The organism is Alteromonas sp. ALT199 (genome assembly GCF_018619335.1).
Lineage (GTDB): Bacteria > Pseudomonadota > Gammaproteobacteria > Enterobacterales > Alteromonadaceae > Alteromonas.
In genome coordinates, this window is record NZ_JAHHDX010000076.1 from 33,118 (window position 1) to 48,442 (window position 15,325).

15 protein-coding genes and 1 other annotated feature are annotated in these 15,325 nt (G+C 42.0%); of the genes, 11 read left to right on the forward strand and 4 right to left on the reverse strand.

Going from position 1 to position 15,325, the window contains the following annotated elements:
* Nucleotides 1-29 precede the first annotated feature (29 nt).
* Nucleotides 30-147 (reverse strand) — a sequence feature (His leader region).
* A gap of 229 nt (nucleotides 148-376) precedes the next feature.
* The gene (locus KL866_RS07510; RefSeq protein WP_025255771.1) at nucleotides 377-616 is read left to right on the forward strand and encodes a hypothetical protein; all 240 of its coding nucleotides are present in this window, start codon (nucleotides 377-379) and stop codon (nucleotides 614-616) included.
* 15 nt (nucleotides 617-631) lie between these two features.
* Here KL866_RS07510 and KL866_RS07515 read toward each other — a convergent pair whose 3' ends face one another.
* The 3 genes from KL866_RS07515 to KL866_RS07525 form a co-directional block, all read right to left on the reverse strand.
* Nucleotides 632-1,405 (reverse strand): ParA family protein, encoded by a 774-nt coding sequence (locus KL866_RS07515; protein WP_025255770.1) that lies wholly within the window; start codon nucleotides 1,403-1,405, stop codon nucleotides 632-634.
* A 203-nt stretch (nucleotides 1,406-1,608) separates the two neighbouring features.
* Entirely contained in the window at nucleotides 1,609-2,181 is a 573-nt protein-coding gene (locus KL866_RS07520; RefSeq protein WP_025255769.1) for a YSC84-related protein, read from the reverse strand.
* A gap of 262 nt (nucleotides 2,182-2,443) precedes the next feature.
* A complete protein-coding gene (locus tag KL866_RS07525) occupies nucleotides 2,444-3,145 on the reverse strand; it encodes a glycosyltransferase (RefSeq protein ID WP_025255768.1) in 702 nt (233 codons plus the stop codon).
* 209 nt (nucleotides 3,146-3,354) lie between these two features.
* Here KL866_RS07525 and KL866_RS07530 point away from each other — a divergent pair, with 209 nt between their 5' ends.
* The 10 genes from KL866_RS07530 to KL866_RS07575 all read left to right on the forward strand — a co-directional run bounded on the left by KL866_RS07530 (nucleotide 3,355) and on the right by KL866_RS07575 (nucleotide 14,885).
* Entirely contained in the window at nucleotides 3,355-4,209 is an 855-nt protein-coding gene (locus tag KL866_RS07530) for a hypothetical protein (protein ID WP_155852429.1), read from the forward strand.
* Nucleotides 4,199-5,719, forward strand: a complete 1,521-nt coding sequence (locus tag KL866_RS07535; protein ID WP_025255766.1) for a glycosyltransferase — start codon at nucleotides 4,199-4,201, stop codon at nucleotides 5,717-5,719. The genes KL866_RS07530 and KL866_RS07535 overlap by 11 nt, the downstream gene beginning before the upstream one ends.
* A 26-nt stretch (nucleotides 5,720-5,745) precedes the next feature.
* Complete coding sequence (locus KL866_RS07540) at nucleotides 5,746-7,074, forward strand: glycosyltransferase family 87 protein (protein ID WP_214994386.1); 1,329 nt, start codon at nucleotides 5,746-5,748, stop codon at nucleotides 7,072-7,074.
* Nucleotides 7,075-7,078: 4 nt separating this feature from the next.
* On the forward strand, nucleotides 7,079-9,412 hold the full coding sequence (locus tag KL866_RS07545; protein ID WP_029661450.1) for an NAD(P)-binding domain-containing protein: 2,334 nt from the start codon (nucleotides 7,079-7,081) through the stop codon (nucleotides 9,410-9,412).
* A gap of 3 nt (nucleotides 9,413-9,415) precedes the next feature.
* Complete coding sequence (locus tag KL866_RS07550; protein WP_025255763.1) at nucleotides 9,416-10,168, forward strand: glycosyltransferase family 2 protein; 753 nt, start codon at nucleotides 9,416-9,418, stop codon at nucleotides 10,166-10,168.
* Nucleotides 10,169-10,262: 94 nt separating this feature from the next.
* The gene (locus KL866_RS07555; protein WP_025255762.1) at nucleotides 10,263-10,955 is read left to right on the forward strand and encodes a DUF2064 domain-containing protein; all 693 of its coding nucleotides are present in this window, start codon (nucleotides 10,263-10,265) and stop codon (nucleotides 10,953-10,955) included.
* A gap of 233 nt (nucleotides 10,956-11,188) precedes the next feature.
* Complete coding sequence (locus KL866_RS07560) at nucleotides 11,189-11,890, forward strand: spondin domain-containing protein (RefSeq protein ID WP_025255761.1); 702 nt, start codon at nucleotides 11,189-11,191, stop codon at nucleotides 11,888-11,890.
* 9 nt (nucleotides 11,891-11,899) lie between these two features.
* Entirely contained in the window at nucleotides 11,900-12,628 is a 729-nt protein-coding gene (locus KL866_RS07565; protein WP_025255760.1) for a spondin domain-containing protein, read from the forward strand.
* A 53-nt stretch (nucleotides 12,629-12,681) separates the two neighbouring features.
* Complete coding sequence (locus KL866_RS07570) at nucleotides 12,682-13,407, forward strand: response regulator transcription factor (protein ID WP_025255759.1); 726 nt, start codon at nucleotides 12,682-12,684, stop codon at nucleotides 13,405-13,407.
* Complete coding sequence (locus KL866_RS07575) at nucleotides 13,404-14,885, forward strand: HAMP domain-containing sensor histidine kinase (RefSeq protein WP_025255758.1); 1,482 nt, start codon at nucleotides 13,404-13,406, stop codon at nucleotides 14,883-14,885. Before KL866_RS07570 ends, KL866_RS07575 begins: the two co-directional genes overlap by 4 nt.
* A gap of 139 nt (nucleotides 14,886-15,024) precedes the next feature.
* Here KL866_RS07575 and KL866_RS07580 read toward each other — a convergent pair whose 3' ends face one another.
* Nucleotides 15,025-15,270, reverse strand: a complete 246-nt coding sequence (locus KL866_RS07580) for a DUF6482 family protein (protein ID WP_025255757.1) — start codon at nucleotides 15,268-15,270, stop codon at nucleotides 15,025-15,027.
* Between the last annotated feature and the right edge of the window lie 55 nt (nucleotides 15,271-15,325).

Below are 15,325 nucleotides of genomic sequence, written 5' to 3' on the forward strand. Positions count from 1 at the left end.
TATTTTAACTTTTGATTGCGCCTAAAACGAAAAACCCCCGGAAGTTTCCTTCCGAGGGTCGAGAATTTTTCTATCTGCGCCGTTGGAAGGAAATATAGACCTTCCAGCACGAACCTGAAAGGTTATGCTTTGTGATGGTGGTGATGTTTCGCTGCGCAGTTAATCATTTTGGTGAATCTAATTCCTAATTTCGAACGGCTGAAACATTAGCGGTTTGAGCATCGATTTGCAAGGCAAAAGTGAACTCTTTTGATACATTAACTCTAAATTAATATACATATAATAAAACAATTCGTTATGAACTAGTTGTGAACCATAATTTTAAGCACCACTTTGCCGATAAATTATATAACACGTACACATTTTAGGAGGGCGTATGAGCAACGATTTACTGTTTCCCATTTTGCCTCGCAATACCAAAGTGCCGGTGGAACCCGATGAGCGGGTTAAGAAAGTGCAGAAGACAAAGAAGTCTGAGCATCTCAGTGAAGAAGATCGCGACAACTACCAAGACATAAAACGCACAGAGGTGGTCGATGCATCAATCGAGAGCTCGAAAGACAAAGAGCGAGAAAGTAACAATGGCGGGCTTAAGCATATCGATATTGATGTTTAGGTAATTCTAGTAGCATTACGCTTTCTCTGCGTTTAGCTCGTCAAATAACGCCTCGATTTGCCTTGTGACTTTGTGTTTAGGCAAATAGAAGGGCAGCGGCACACGTTTAGAATGAGACTCTTTCACCTTCACCGTAGCACTTATATAGCTCTCTAACACTGGCAACCCTTGTTGTTTGAGCGATTGCACTAGTTCTGTAGGCAGCTTTGCTTGACTATTGAATTGATTAACTACAATACCCAACAAGCGAAGTTCTGGGTTATGGTCTTCTTTAAGTTCTGTTGCATTCTCAAGTAAGTGCTCGATAGCTTGTGCGGAAAAGTCATCACAATCAAAAGGTACACAAAAGCCATCTGCAGCAATAAGTGCCGCTTTTGAATAGAAATTAAAATTCGGTGGCGTATCAATATAGATGTTGTCGAATTCGCCCTTTAACTCTTTTAATGCGTCCCTGAGTTTAAAAATTTTGTACCGAGATTCGAGTTCTCGCTCTACGTCAGCTAAGGCTGGTGAGGACGGCATGACGAAGAGGTTTTCAAAAGGCGTGGGGTGAACGAACTCCTTAGGTTTCTTTGCGGTTCTAAATATTCCCACAACTTGTTTGAACATATCGGCAACAGTAAGGCTTTGTTCACTGACGTTAAACCCCACGTAGTGAGTGCTATTTCCTTGAGCGTCTAAGTCTACTAATAAGGTCTTGTAACCCAGTTTGGCGCTTTGAGCGGCTAGGTTAGTGCTTATAGTAGATTTGCCCACGCCGCCTTTTTGGTTAAACACCACGGTAATCATAAAAAATCCCTTTGCTAAACATGTTAAAATATGCCCAATTAAAAGCGTTTATGCAAAACCTTGTCTAAGGTTTAATGGCAGCCAGACTTGGCAAGCTCGCGGTAAAAAATGCCAGCGAAAATAAAAAGGCCTCTTGCATTCAAGAGGCCTTTGGTTGTTTGAAGCACTAATCGCTACTGCGATTAGGCATAGCTAGGGCAGAATCAGTTTAGTTCTTTATCTACCCAAAATTTTGTGCCTTTTACAGTGGCCTGTAAAGTAAGACCGCTTTCAGTCATGGTGTAAACCGTTACATTACCAAGATAACCTTCGCCTTCTGCAGAAGCGCCTTTATTACCTGCTTTTGCCGCTACATCTGCATTTCCGCCAACAGTCCAGCCGTTCTCGATAAAATAGTTCATCGCTTTTTGAGTGTGGAAAACCATTACAACTCGGTAATCTTTAGCGCCCAGCCCTATACCAACACCACCCTCAGCCATATTCATATAGGTTTTTGCGCCGGTAACGTTATTGTTTACTACACCGTAACCAGTGCCCGCAGCAACAAAAAATACGTTAATGTTGGCGTTAGTGAAGACGGCGTAGCCCGCCGCGTCCCTGACTTGAGAGCGCGTATCTGGTTTCTCAGAATAAAGACGTGCAAGCGCGTTCTCCTGCATATCTAAGATCGCTTGTTGCTTTTCAGCAACAGTACCATCTCCCATAGAAGCACAAGCTGTTAAAGCCAAAACGGCAGCCAAAAATACAGACTTAATAGCTAACTTACTCATTCTCATGCAATTCTCCTTAGCATGTAGGTATTTTACAATCTACAACGAAAGACCACTTTCACTGTTTGTAATTCAATAAAAAACCGAGTTTAATTTTCTTACATGCTTTCTACGCAAAAAGTGTGCTAATTAGCGCAGCTGTAACATCATTTTTCACCTCCTCTTTTAAAAGGAGGAAAGGAGAAAACCGCGTTTAACGTGCGAAGCTAAATTATTCCTCAAAAATATCAACCAAACCTTATGTTTTCCATTTTGAAAATTTCATGAATTAGTTGTCTCTGTCATATTCGGTATTTAATGGCACTTTTCTTTCATAAAGAACGTTCATTTTTCTATGATCGAAACTTAAGAAAAACAGAGCCTTCAAGTACTGGTTTAATATTGCTTGTCTAAAAATACCATTTTTAACAAACCGGACGGCGGAAGTGGTACTGGTAGCACCTAGTCTTATGCTCTTGTGCTTTTTCAACATTTTACAAAGTAAAGTATCTTCAAAAATATCGACTTCCGGTAAGGGAAGCTTTTCTTTTAAAATCATAGCGCGAGCAAAAATGCAGTGATCTAAATAATAGATCTTCTTCTTATCTCCTCGAACATTATTGGAATACCAGGAAGTGAACTTTAGTGCAGGGTGTTTTACATCGAATTGATGTGTGAACCCACCCCAAACCACTTCTTCGCTAATTTGATTGAGTTGGGCTAACGCATCTTCAGATAAAACACTGCGAGGGTGATGAAGCACAATCCAATCTCCAGTTGCAGCTTCAATACCTAAATTTAGTCTGGCAGAACGAGATTGCGTGTCGGTTTGAATAAATTTGTCAGCGTATTCTTTCGCGATCTCTGCTGTTCCATCACAACTAAAGGAGTCAACAATAACTAATTCTGCCTCTTTAGGAATACTTTTGAGAACTTTTCTAAAGTAAGTGCTTCTCCCTTCATTAAGGGTGGGGATGACGATAGTAATCATTGTGTACTTTTTGTTTTTACGAAAGTGATGGGAAAAGTTTATCTTCCTATTTCGCCTGTATCTTTCACAAAAGTACGGCATTTATAACAAAACTATCATCAAGATAAGGTTATTTTCTCACTTTAGAGTTTGGCTATTGCCTCGTCAAAAATCCTCAATCAGACTCCATCAAAAGTTATCAACCTCACACTTAAATTTGGGATAATTTGATGAGTCATAAAAATAAGATAATCAGTAAAAAAGTGGTTTTGTGTATGCTGGGTTCAAGCATATTACTTGGTTTGTTTAGCCATCAATCGTACGCTGGGGCTTGGGTGGCTGATAAGGGTAAAGGTTACAATAAGCTTTCTTACAACACATATAATGCCGATGAATTTGAGGGCGACAATACTGATTTTGGTGAATTCGATAGTTCCTCCACGACATTGTATGCAGAATATGGATTAGGCAATAATTTTGGGCTTTTCGGATCGCTTTCATATCAAGATTTAGAGCAGACAGATTCTAGCGACGTTGCAACAACAGGAAATGGCTTTAGCGATTTAGAGCTTGGTGTGAAATATCAGTGGCAGGCCGAACCATTCGTGCTTACTACTTCTCTTCTTGTAAAGCTTCCTTATCTCTATGACGAGAATAAGCCTTTACCTACTGGTAATGGTCAAGAAGATGTTGAATTCAAGGTGCTTGTAGGTAAAAGCCTTTATCCATATGGTTATCTTGGTGTGGAAGCGGGCTATCGTTATCGCGCAGATGCTCCTTCCGACGAATATAGGTACTTAGTAGAGTACGGCTACTCATTTAATAAAAACGTATATGTACGTACCAAATTAGACGGCATTCTAAGTGCAAAAAATGCGGATGACGCACCACTTTCACAGACGGGGAGTCTACTTCTTGTGCCTGAATTCGATTTAGGTAAGTTAGAAATGACAGTGGGCTACAACTTTGACAGTAACCGCGGCGGCTCACAGTGGGGCCTAGAATTTACCTATACTGACGAAATCTATGGTGACAACGCGCTTCAGGGTGAAACTTTTTCTCTAGGAATTACTCGTGTTTTCTAATGAACTACCACTTTGGGGAGCGGTAGTTCTCGCTCTCCATTTTCTCCTACTTTTTGTACTTTGTGCTTTTGGAACCCATCGGTTGTCTATGGTGCTTCGCTGGTTTAAATATCGCGATGACCAGCCACCTGTGTTGTCAAAATTTACGACTCTTCCAAATATTACGGTGCAAATTCCTTTGTATAACGAGCGAATGGTGGCCGTACGTATCGTAGATGCAGTCTGTGGTTTTGACTACCCAAAAGAAAAACTCCAAATTCAAATCGTTGATGATTCCACTGATGAAACATTTGATATCGTTTCCCATAGGGTTAAATTCTATCAAGACATGGATGTAAATATTCAACATGTGACGCGAAATAACCGAGCAGGTTATAAAGCTGGAGCATTAAAAGAAGCAATGGAAAGTGCAACTGGCGAATTCATCGCTATTTTTGACGCAGATTTTATCCCAGAGCCCGACTTATTAATGAAAACGGTCGATGTTTTTACAGACAGTCGTGTAGGAATGGTTCAGTACCGCTGGGAGCACTTAAACAAGCACAGTAACTTACTAAATGAAACCCAAGCGATGATGCTAGATGCTCATTTTAGTTTAGAGCAAACGGTACGCGCGAACAGTGGGATGCTTTTAAACTTTAACGGTACTGCGGGAATGTGGAGAACGAAAGCCATTATTGATGCAGGCCATTGGAGTGCAGACACTTTAACTGAAGATCTTGATTTGAGTTATCGAGCGCAGTTAAAAGGCTGGAAAATGCATTATTTAAACGATGTGGTCTGTTACGGCGAGTTGCCCTCAGATATCAATGCGTTTAAAAGCCAGCAGCATAGATGGGCAAAAGGTGGGATTCAGGTAATGCTGAAAATGCTTAAAGATGTATGGAAGGCCCCGCTGAAGCTATCGCAAAAAATTGAGTCTACGTTTCATCTAACTAACAATCTCGCTTATCTAATAATGCTTCTTGACACATTGTTCCTGCTTCTTCCAAGTTTGTGGCTGCGAAGCGTTTACCAAACAGACTCCATGTTGTGGTTTGATGTTCCACTACTTTTGTTGAGTTCTGGGGGGCACCTCGTTTATTTGGCTTTCGGCCAAATCGCTCTCAAGCGGTCCTACCTAAAAGCGTTTTGTTTTATACCGCTGCTTATCGTTATGGGAATACGACTCGCCTTTAACAATGCAAATGCGGCGCTAGAAGCACTGAAAGGATTGGAAAGCGAATTTGTGCGAACGCCCAAAAGCGGCGAATTAGATACCAATACAAGAGCACCACAAAGCAATATAAATATGAATCAAAAAGATAACCTTTCTGTTGCTTTTTATCGTGCAGTACCGCCTAAAGGCGCATTTTTCGAACTGATGTTTGCAGTGATTTATTGCGTAGTTTTTATGTGGGCAATAGGTCAGGAATTATGGCCTCTTTTACCTTTTATAATGCTAATAATTTTAGGTTTCCTTTATGCCGCAAAGCAAAGTTTTGTCGGCAACCTCAAGCTTTCAAAATAACTATTTAAAACTTGAGGTTGTAAACAATGACGAAACTGATACTGCCAGCTACCTATTCTCTGTGTCTCATTATAGGAGTAAGTAGCTTTGTCTTCGCTGAGATAGTGTGGACTGAATTTACAGATTTTCACCTTGGAACAGCGGTAGTTTGGCAGTTCACTGCTATGTTTGTTTGCATGATTGCTGCCTGGCGTTTTGGCCCACGATCTTCAAAAGTGGCGGACTACAAAGCTTTGTTAATAATAGCGGTTGTAGTTCGCGTGTTATTAGTGGGGGTTGAACCTTACACGTCTAATGATGTGAGTCGCTACATGTTTGATGGAAAAATAGCGCTTATAGGTTTAGACCCTTACGTTGTAACACATGATGCCACCGTTTTAGCTGATTTGAAATCTGAGTGGCGACCGCCAGAAGAGCACGCTAAATACCCGACAATCTATCCCCCAGCAGCAATTGCTCTGTTTTCTCTGTCTGCGGCATTTGGCAGCGGAAAAGCGGTATACGTTTGGAAAGTACTTTGCTTCTTTGCAAGTGTTACCACGCTTTTCGTTATGGTTAGGTTGTTAAGGCGAAGCGGTAAACTTCATCACATAGCTTTAGTCGCACTGTCTCCAATATTGGTATTGGAGGCAGGCATAGGAGCCCACGTAGATAGCTTCACTACCTTAACCATTGTTCTTGTTTGTTATTTCTATCAGAAAAATAAAAGGGTGGCGGTTGGTATTTTTATTGGACTAGGGATGCTGATCAAGCTTATTCCAATTGTGCTTTTGGGACCTCTAGTCCTCTCGTCTAAACGAATTCTATCAGCGGCTAAACTAGTGTTTGCTGCTATTGGAGTCTGTTGCATAGGTTATGCTACGGCACTCTTTATCGGACTAAAGCCTATTGGCAGTGCCCCTGTTTTCTTTGCTAAATGGCGAAATGCCTCGCCATTATTTGAGTGGTTAGAGCACACCGCTACTGAGCCTCAATTGCTTGCGTGTTTACTTATCATCACATGCTTCACCCTGGCAGTAGTGGGCGTTAAGTCTCTTAAGAACAATGGAATAGAGGGCGATTTACACAGTCGAGTCCTGCTGCTTCAAATTGTCATTGCTCTTCCTTTGATTATCAGTCCCGTTATTTTCCCATGGTATTTAATGCCGCTAGTACCACTCTTTGCATTACGCCCAACTTGGACGTTGGGCAGCTGGTTTCTACTTTTACCTCTTTCATATCTAGTTTTGAATGAATTCGCACTTAATGGGATTTGGCAGCCTGTCGGGTGGGTCACTCAAGCGATTGGCATTGGCCTTGTCGCGGGCTTTCTAATTGATGTCTTCTCGTTCAAAAAAACACGTCTGGAGAATTAATACAATGATAAAACTCTACAAAAAGTACCGTGAGTGGCTCCATACACAATGGCCTGATGGTCGCCCTGAACCTCTTCCTCAAATTGATGAAAACGGAATGACATCCATTCCGGGCATATATGTGGTAGGCGATCTTACTGGTTTACCACTTTTAAAATTCTCAGCAGATACAGGCTCTAAAGCTGTTCAGCATTTTGCTAAGGATAAAGCGTTTGCAAACAGAAAACGCTCAAGTGGTATAAGGGATGTCATTATTGTAGGTGCAGGAGTCAGTGGCTATTCTGCAGCCCTCAAAGCGCGAGAACAGGGAATCGATAGCCTTATTATAGAAGCGAATCAACCCTTCTCCACTATAGAAAATTTTCCGAAAGGGAAGCCTATTTATAGTTACCCAAAGGACTTTACCCCTAACAGCGAGATCTCATTTACTGAAGAGATAACAACGAAAGAAGCATTACTTGAAAACTTGAAAGCGCAGATTGCGAAAAGTGGTGTAGAGCTTCAAAAAGGCGAAGTGACCAAAATTGAGAAAGTATCGGCTTGCTTTAAGGTTACGCTTAGTTCGGGCGAGGTACAAAACGCACATCGAATCATTGTAGCTATTGGGCGCTCTGGAAACTATAGAAAGCTTTGTGTTGAGGGTGAAGAGCTTGCGCTCAACCGTCTACACGACCCAGCTGACTACAAAGACAAAAATGTCGTTGTGGTTGGCGGGGGAGATTCCGCGGTAGAAACAGCGGTAGCGCTGGCAGAGGAAGGGAGTAAGGTTACCTTATCTTACCGTAAACATACGCTTACGCGCCCAAAGCCGGAAAATCTTGCCCGATTAGAGAATGCTCGTCGAATATATAACCTTCATACCGTACCTGCATCAAACGTTTCCGCTATAAGCGAAGGTGCGGTAGAGCTTTTCGTACCTGATAGTAACCAAACTAAAAAAATAAAGGCTGATACGGTTTTTTCAATGCTCGGTAGGGAAGCGCCACTGGCATTTTTCCGCAACAATAAGATAGCCGTAACCGGCGACAGCACGTTGATAGGCTGGCTCGCGTTTGCCTGCTTCATGCTTTTTGCCATCAGTGTTTATGACTGGAAAAACTGGGGTTTTTTGAACGGGATCTGGGAGTTAACTAGTTTTCCAAACAATATGCCTAACGTATTGTCAACATTAGGTGAGTGGTGGCAAATTCGGTTAGAAGACCGGACCAGTCTTATTAGTACCATTGCCTATTCAATGAAAAGCCGATCCTTCTATTACACCCTTATTTATACAAGTGTCATTGGCATTTTTGGTTACATGAGGATTAGGCGAAGAAAAACAGCCTATGTCAAAGTCCAAACGATAACCTTGTTTGGTATTCAGGCTATCCCTCTATTTTTGCTACCTGAAGTGTTACTTCCCTACTTAGGATACAACGGCTTTTATTCGTCGGGTTTTGGCGAGTCATTGGCAAACAGCTTGTTTCCAAGTTACATATCGGCCCAGGAACTATTAGCAGAGCAATGGCCCGAATGGGGGCACCCCAGAGCTTACTGGCATGCTTATGGGTTTATTCTAGCTTGGCCACTTAACGTATATAACGTTTTCACTCCAACACCAATAGCGGGGTGGCTAATAATAAGTGCAATTCAAACCTTCGTTATAATACCACTGCTTGTTTATAAATGGGGAAAAGGTGCCTACTGTGGATGGATTTGCTCTTGCGGAGCGTTAGCTGAAACGGTTGGTGATAATCAGCGCCACAAGATGCCTCATGGGCCTTTTTGGAACAAGCTTAATATGCTTGGACAATTTATTCTTTTAGCTGCCATCATTTTACTCGTCATACGAGTTACTGGTTGGCTAGCACCTGAAACCGTTTTCTCCACTGGTTTTAACCTATTGCTTGAGGGTAAAAATTCTAATGGTGAATTAGTCAATCCGTTAAGCTGGAAATGGATTGTTGATGTTCTTATAGGCGGTATTTTAGGTGTGGGTTTGTATTTTAAGTTTTCTGGGCGAACTTGGTGTCGCTTTGCCTGTCCGCTTGCAGCACTAATGCATATTTATGCTCGGTTTTCTAAGTTTCGAATCTTCGCGGAAAAGAGTAAGTGTATTTCATGTAACCAGTGTACCAGCGTGTGTCATCAGGGGATCGATGTGATGAGCTTTGCCAACAAAGGAAAGCCGATGTCTGACCCTCAATGTGTTCGTTGCAGTGCATGTGTAAGTTCATGCCCGACGGGCGTGCTTAGCTTTGGTGAAATTGACAAAAGAACGGGTAAGAAGTTGAAAGAAGACGAACTTATCGCAAGTAACGTACGGGCTGCAGATGTGATAAAACAGGTAAAGGTATAGTTCATGTACAAAGAACATCACGTTACAGTCGTCATTCCTGCTTTGAATGAAGAAAAGGCAATACCAAGGGTTATTAAGCAGTTGAAAGCACTCAAGTATGAAGGTTTACAGGTGGTCGACAACGTTATCGTATGCGACAACGGCTCCACTGACAATACCGCAGCATTGAGCGAAGAATGTGGGGCACATGTTGTTTACCAAGCTAAAAAAGGTTACGGAATAGCCTGCCTTACCGCGATTAGCGCTATCAATGATACAGACATTGTTTTATTCGTTGATGCTGATGACTCTTGCTTTATAAAGCAAACGTTCGATTTACTCAATGCTATTTTAGGTGGCGCCGACTTGGCGATAGGCTCTCGCAGTCTTGGCAATGCAGAAGAAGGGGCATTAACACCACTACAAAAATTCGGTAATGCCTTATCTAGCCGATTGATAAGTACATTGTGGTCTCATGATATTACTGACTTAGGGCCATTTAGAGCGGTCACTTACGAAAAGCTTCTTTGCCTTGAAATGCAAGATCAGCGATTTGGGTGGACTGTGGAAATGCAAGTAAAAGCAATTCAGCTAGGGTTGAACGTTCAGGAAGTGCCAGTCGATTCAAAGGTAAGAATAGGGCAATCAAAAATTAGTGGCACGCTAAAAGGAGCGGTTGGAGCCGGAATAGGTATTTTGTCCATGATTGCCCGATTGCGGTTACAGCAGCGTTCTTTTCTTAAGCGACAGCATCAACAATCAAGTAGCGTGTTTTAACTTAGGCTACTAACTTACGATATCAATCACCTATCAGCATCGTTGATGCTAAGCAAAATTGACATTAATAAAGCCCATTACTAACGAGATTATAATGAATAAAGCATTCTCAAATACGCTTTACCCAACATTGGTTATTTTTTGTAAACGACCGTTACTCGGACAAGGCAAGTCTAGGTTAGCGGCGGGCATTGGTAAGCAAGGAGCGCTACTCATTGCTGAAAAGTTAGTTGTTTGTGCCCTAGAAGATGCTGAAAACTGGCCTGGAGCGGTAGTGTTAACTGTGTCAAATAAGTGTGATGCGAATTGGGCTGCAGCACAATTTCCCTCATCAGACTTAATACTAACTCAAACAGAGGGAAATTTAGGGCAGCGGATAAATGCAATTGATGAAACACTTCGAGAATTAGGCCATGAACGATTAGTGTTCATTGGTACTGATGCCCCTGTTTTAAATACCGCGCACTATGTTGAAGTGATAACAAAGTTAAACGTGCACGAGTTCGTATTTAGTCCAGCTGAAGATGGTGGCGTTACTATTATGGCTAACACTAAGCCTTGGCCGTGTTTATCTCATTTACCTTGGAGTACAAGCCGTTTAGGACAAGATTTAATGGACTTGGTTGGCGTCGGCTCACCTAATAACATTGCAGTTATACCAACCACTTTCGATATCGACGAACGAAATGATTTAGTTAAAGCATCTCGTGTACTTAGCGAAGATATGCGGGAAGGAAGAAGAGCCCTTTGTTCTTCAATCAACGTAACGCTATACCAATCAGTTTAACTAGAATAATAAATTTCGACCTGCAAGCGATAATGTTTGCAAAAGAACTCTTTCGTAAAACTCTTGTGATACTTTTGGGATACCTTCAATACATACTCGATTTTGACATTAGGTGAGTTTCATTTAAGTCACATCTAAGAAATTTTGTTTTAACGATTTTGAAATGATTCGAGTTGAGTCTCGGTCTGCATATTCAAATCAAAATATAAATTAATAAATAAATCGAGGACATCATGAAAATTCGTAACTCATTCCTAGCAGGGGCTTTGCTAACTTCGTTAAGCAGTGTTTCTCAAGCCGCCGACCTAACAATTGAAATACAAAATCTAACGCAAGGTATTTACTACACCCCGTTTCTAGTGGCGGCTCACACCCCAGAAGCTTCATTATTTGAACTGGGTGAAGCCGCAACTGATGAGCTCACAATGATGGCTGAGGGCGGTGATGTTAGTGGGTTAGTTAGTCTTGTGGATGGCCTCGACGGTAACGTTGCCGAAGTGCAAGGTGAATTAACTGCTCCAGGAACTACGCGTACATTTATGTTAAGTACTGACGATGCAAATACAGCACTTTCAATAACTGCAATGTTGCTACCTACCAACGACGGTTTCGTAGGGCTTGATAACTGGGATATTCCAACCGAAGCGGGCACTTACACAGTATTTCTTAATGCTTACGATGCAGGTACGGAAGCAAATGATGAAATACGCGGAAGCGGCGCTGTGGGTGAAGCGGGTATGCCTGTTCCACCACCACTTGACCCGCTGCTAGGAAGTAACGGTACGGGTGTAACGACTGAAGAGGATAACGAAACTGTCCATATTCACAGAGGTAACTTAGGTGACTCAATGGAAGACGGTGGTAGCAGTGACGTTAACAGCACTATTCAGCGTTGGTTAAACCCTGTTGCCAAAGTAACCGTTACCGTGCAGTAGGAGATTGTCATGTTATCCAATTTAGGAATCAAAAAGTCAAGACTTGCGCTGGGTATGATATCAGTATTGGCTCTAGCAGCATGCGGCAGTGATAATGACTCGCCCAGTTCAGATGTAGAGCCAACACCTACGCCAACAGTAACAAGCGTTTACCAAGTGACGGTGACAAATTTAACCAATGCTCAACCTTTTTCTCCTGTGGCTGTAATTCTTCACAGTGAAGATAAACTGTGGGAAATCGGTAGCCCCGCTTCCGAGGAATTAGAATACGTCTCTGAAGGTGGAGACAATAATTTTGTCCTTGGCTTACCATTTGTTGAAGTTGGTGAGAGTGGTGTGGGCTTGATATTACCGGGCGCATCAGAAAGCATCGAAATTGCTATCGACGACAATGATAGTGCATTGATTAGCGTGGCTACCATGCTAGTGAATACTAACGATGCTTTTACTGGCTTAAATGCTGTATCGCTAGCTGGTTTGGAAGTGGGTGAGTCGATGAGTTTCAGGGCTGGAACATACGATTCAGGTACCGAAGCCAATTCTGAAGCTGCAGGTACTATGCCTGGTCCAGCAGACCCAGGTGGCGAAGGCTTCAATGCATTAAGAGATGATGTGGATTTCGTTTCAATGCACCCTGGTATTGTTTCACAACAGGATGGTCTATCAACGTCAGTGTTAACTAAGCAACATGGCTTTGACAACCCTACGGCTAAAATCTCGATTTCTCGAGTAGAGTAGCGTTCAAAGTAGCAATCAGAGCGCTGATTGCTACTTTTTTCCGGTAAAAATATATGAACTACAAAATTCTAACCGTTGAGGATGAGCCAGATATAGCTGAGCTCATTCGCGTTAATCTAATTGAATTAGGGGCTGATATTACTATCTGTTCTGACGGCAGGCAGGCGCTTGATGTAGCGCTTACTAATGATTTTGACGTGATTATTCTCGATGTCATGCTTCCCTCTATGAGCGGGTTAGATATTTGCCGTACTTTAAGACAGCAAAAGCCAGCGCAAGCCATATTAATGCTAACTTCGAAGGACTCAGAGACTGATAGGGTACTCGGCCTTGAGTTAGGGGCAGATGATTATATGTCAAAGCCCTTCAGCGTAAGAGAGCTTCAGGCGAGGGTGAGAGCACAGCTGCGCAAGGTAGACTTAGTACATCAATTGGAAGAAAAGAGTGTAAACGATGATGTGGCGGAACAGATTGCATTTGGCCAATTTACGATAAACGCACAAACTCGAAGTGTAAAAAGAGGGCGAGAATTTTTGGAATTAACAGCCACAGAGTTCGATTTGCTTTTTTACATAGCGAAGCGACCTGGGCAAGTATTCACCCGAAATCAGTTGCTTGAGTCGGTTTGGGGGTATACTCACAGTGGTTATGAGCACACAGTAAACTCGCACATTAATCGCCTACGCGCAAAGATAGAGTTTGACGCGGCCCAACCGAAAATTGTGCAAACCGTCTGGGGAGTAGGTTATAAATTTAATCCAGAAGGGTTAAATGCATGAAAACGCGTTTCTATCAGCGACTTTCTTTAGTTACCATCACGGCATTTTTAATGATGACTACCGCCTTTGTTTGGTGGTCAAATGATATGCAGACCGTCACGCGCCATCAGGCTGAACAACAGCTGCATTTGGAACTTGCAGAACACCTCGTACAAGACAATCCATTGCTTAAAGACGGTGTTTTCGACTATGAAGGCTTGGGTAACCTGTTTCATACCTTGATGATTTTAGGGCCTAGTTTTGAGTTTTATTATTTAGATACTGAAGGCAATATTCTTACCTATAGCGCTGAGCCTGGTAAGGTAAAGGCCAGCAAAGTTCCTTTAGAGCCAGTTCATACATTTTTAGAAAAATCTCAAGCGCTACCTATTCTCGGCAAAGACCCTAGAAACCCTGCAAAAAACAAAATATTTTCCGCATCCCCCGTGTATAAAGACAGTAATCTACAAGGGTATTTGTATGTCATTATCGGTGGTGAGCGTTATGATTCTATTGTTGATAAGTTAACTAACAACCGCCTTTTTGCTCAGTACACTCTTATTGGAGTAACAACATTAAGTCTCTTTCTTACCATGATGGTAACACTATTCGCATTTTTAACTCGGCCTATCAACCGCCTTACCAGTGCCATGGAAAAAGTAAGAGACTCTAATTACGACATGCTTACTTCGGCTAATGAAAAGATGGAATGGAAGCGAGATAGTGTGGATGAAGTTCAGAAGTTGGGATGCGCATTCAATGATATGGTCGACCATATTCAAAAGCAGTTCAAAGAGCTACAAAGCATTGATGCAAGGCGTCGCGCTTTGCTTGCGGACTTGTCTCACGACTTGCGCACCCCGCTTGCAAACCTTCAGGGTTATATTGAAACGTTAGCGATAAACGATGAGAAACTAAGTGCGGAAGAACGCCAAAGGTTTATTCAGATAACTCTCAAAAACTCCCAAAATCTCAAGCGTTTAATCGATCAAATTTTTGAACTAGCCTATTTAGAAGCTGGCCAAGTAAACGTATCTAATGAACGCTTTCCAATAGGAGAGTTATTACACGATATTGCCGCTAAATTTGCTTTAAAAGCGGCAGAACATAAGATATCCCTCACGGTGGCTCCCGATAATATTGAGACAATTGTATGTACTGACATTGAAAAGTTAGAGCGAGTACTGACTAACCTAATTGGAAATGCAATTCGGCATACAAAGGCCAACGGAAGTATTGTGTTAGCCGTTCAAAACGATAAAGACGGTATCGTAGTAGAAGTTGAAGATTCTGGAATTGGTATTGAGCAAAGCGAATTACAATACATATTTGATACTCGATATCAGGCTTCAAATAGTCAAAAAGAAAGAGGAATAAACGCTGGGCTTGGACTCGCTATTTGTAAAAAACTCGTGGAAATCAATGGCTCTGTCCTCGATGTTAGAAGCACCCTAGGCAAAGGAACAACCTTCTTTTTTAAGTTGCAAAAAGCAGCGTAACCTAAGTTTTGTCAGTTACGGGAAGTTTGAAAGGGCGAGTTCAATTTGAATCGCCTTTTTAAGCAGACTATTCCACCAATTTTTCAATTGTTGACAACGTAATCCCGCAAAATTTCGCAACATGAAAACAGTGGGTAAGTTACCATTCAATCTCTAACTCTAACGCACCAGGATGATCGGTTTGACCCACCATTTCCTCGTAAGGTGTACTTTGCCGTAGCCATACGTGGTCGAAATCTTTTGTATTGAAATGTTCTCTTATTTCATTAAGGCAGTGAAACGATTTTGGCTGTGACTTATTATCTCTAACTAGAGTTCGATTTGCTCCTACACCAGTAGCGGCTAAATAGTTTCCACCTTCTATAGACTCGATATATAAATTCATAATGTTGCCCTTTTTATTTCGCGGCCTAATAAATTCGCGATTATTAAGTAGATAG

What these genes read in the sequence shown, in the direction of transcription:
- KL866_RS07555 (WP_025255762.1), top strand. Translation starts at nt 10,263, where the DNA reads ATGAATAAAGCATTCTCAAATACGCTTTACCCAACATTGGTTATTTTT.
- KL866_RS07575 (WP_025255758.1), top strand. Translation starts at nt 13,404, where the DNA reads ATGAAAACGCGTTTCTATCAGCGACTTTCTTTAGTTACCATCACGGCA.
- KL866_RS07530 (WP_155852429.1), top strand. Translation starts at nt 3,355, where the DNA reads ATGAGTCATAAAAATAAGATAATCAGTAAAAAAGTGGTTTTGTGTATG.
- KL866_RS07580 (WP_025255757.1), bottom strand. Translation starts at nt 15,270, where the DNA reads ATGAATTTATATATCGAGTCTATAGAAGGTGGAAACTATTTAGCCGCT.
- KL866_RS07525 (WP_025255768.1), bottom strand. Translation starts at nt 3,145, where the DNA reads ATGATTACTATCGTCATCCCCACCCTTAATGAAGGGAGAAGCACTTAC.
- KL866_RS07565 (WP_025255760.1), top strand. Translation starts at nt 11,900, where the DNA reads ATGTTATCCAATTTAGGAATCAAAAAGTCAAGACTTGCGCTGGGTATG.
- KL866_RS07520 (WP_025255769.1), bottom strand. Translation starts at nt 2,181, where the DNA reads ATGAGAATGAGTAAGTTAGCTATTAAGTCTGTATTTTTGGCTGCCGTT.
- KL866_RS07540 (WP_214994386.1), top strand. Translation starts at nt 5,746, where the DNA reads ATGACGAAACTGATACTGCCAGCTACCTATTCTCTGTGTCTCATTATA.
- KL866_RS07550 (WP_025255763.1), top strand. Translation starts at nt 9,416, where the DNA reads ATGTACAAAGAACATCACGTTACAGTCGTCATTCCTGCTTTGAATGAA.
- KL866_RS07545 (WP_029661450.1), top strand. Translation starts at nt 7,079, where the DNA reads ATGATAAAACTCTACAAAAAGTACCGTGAGTGGCTCCATACACAATGG.
- KL866_RS07570 (WP_025255759.1), top strand. Translation starts at nt 12,682, where the DNA reads ATGAACTACAAAATTCTAACCGTTGAGGATGAGCCAGATATAGCTGAG.
- KL866_RS07510 (WP_025255771.1), top strand. Translation starts at nt 377, where the DNA reads ATGAGCAACGATTTACTGTTTCCCATTTTGCCTCGCAATACCAAAGTG.
- KL866_RS07560 (WP_025255761.1), top strand. Translation starts at nt 11,189, where the DNA reads ATGAAAATTCGTAACTCATTCCTAGCAGGGGCTTTGCTAACTTCGTTA.
- KL866_RS07515 (WP_025255770.1), bottom strand. Translation starts at nt 1,405, where the DNA reads ATGATTACCGTGGTGTTTAACCAAAAAGGCGGCGTGGGCAAATCTACT.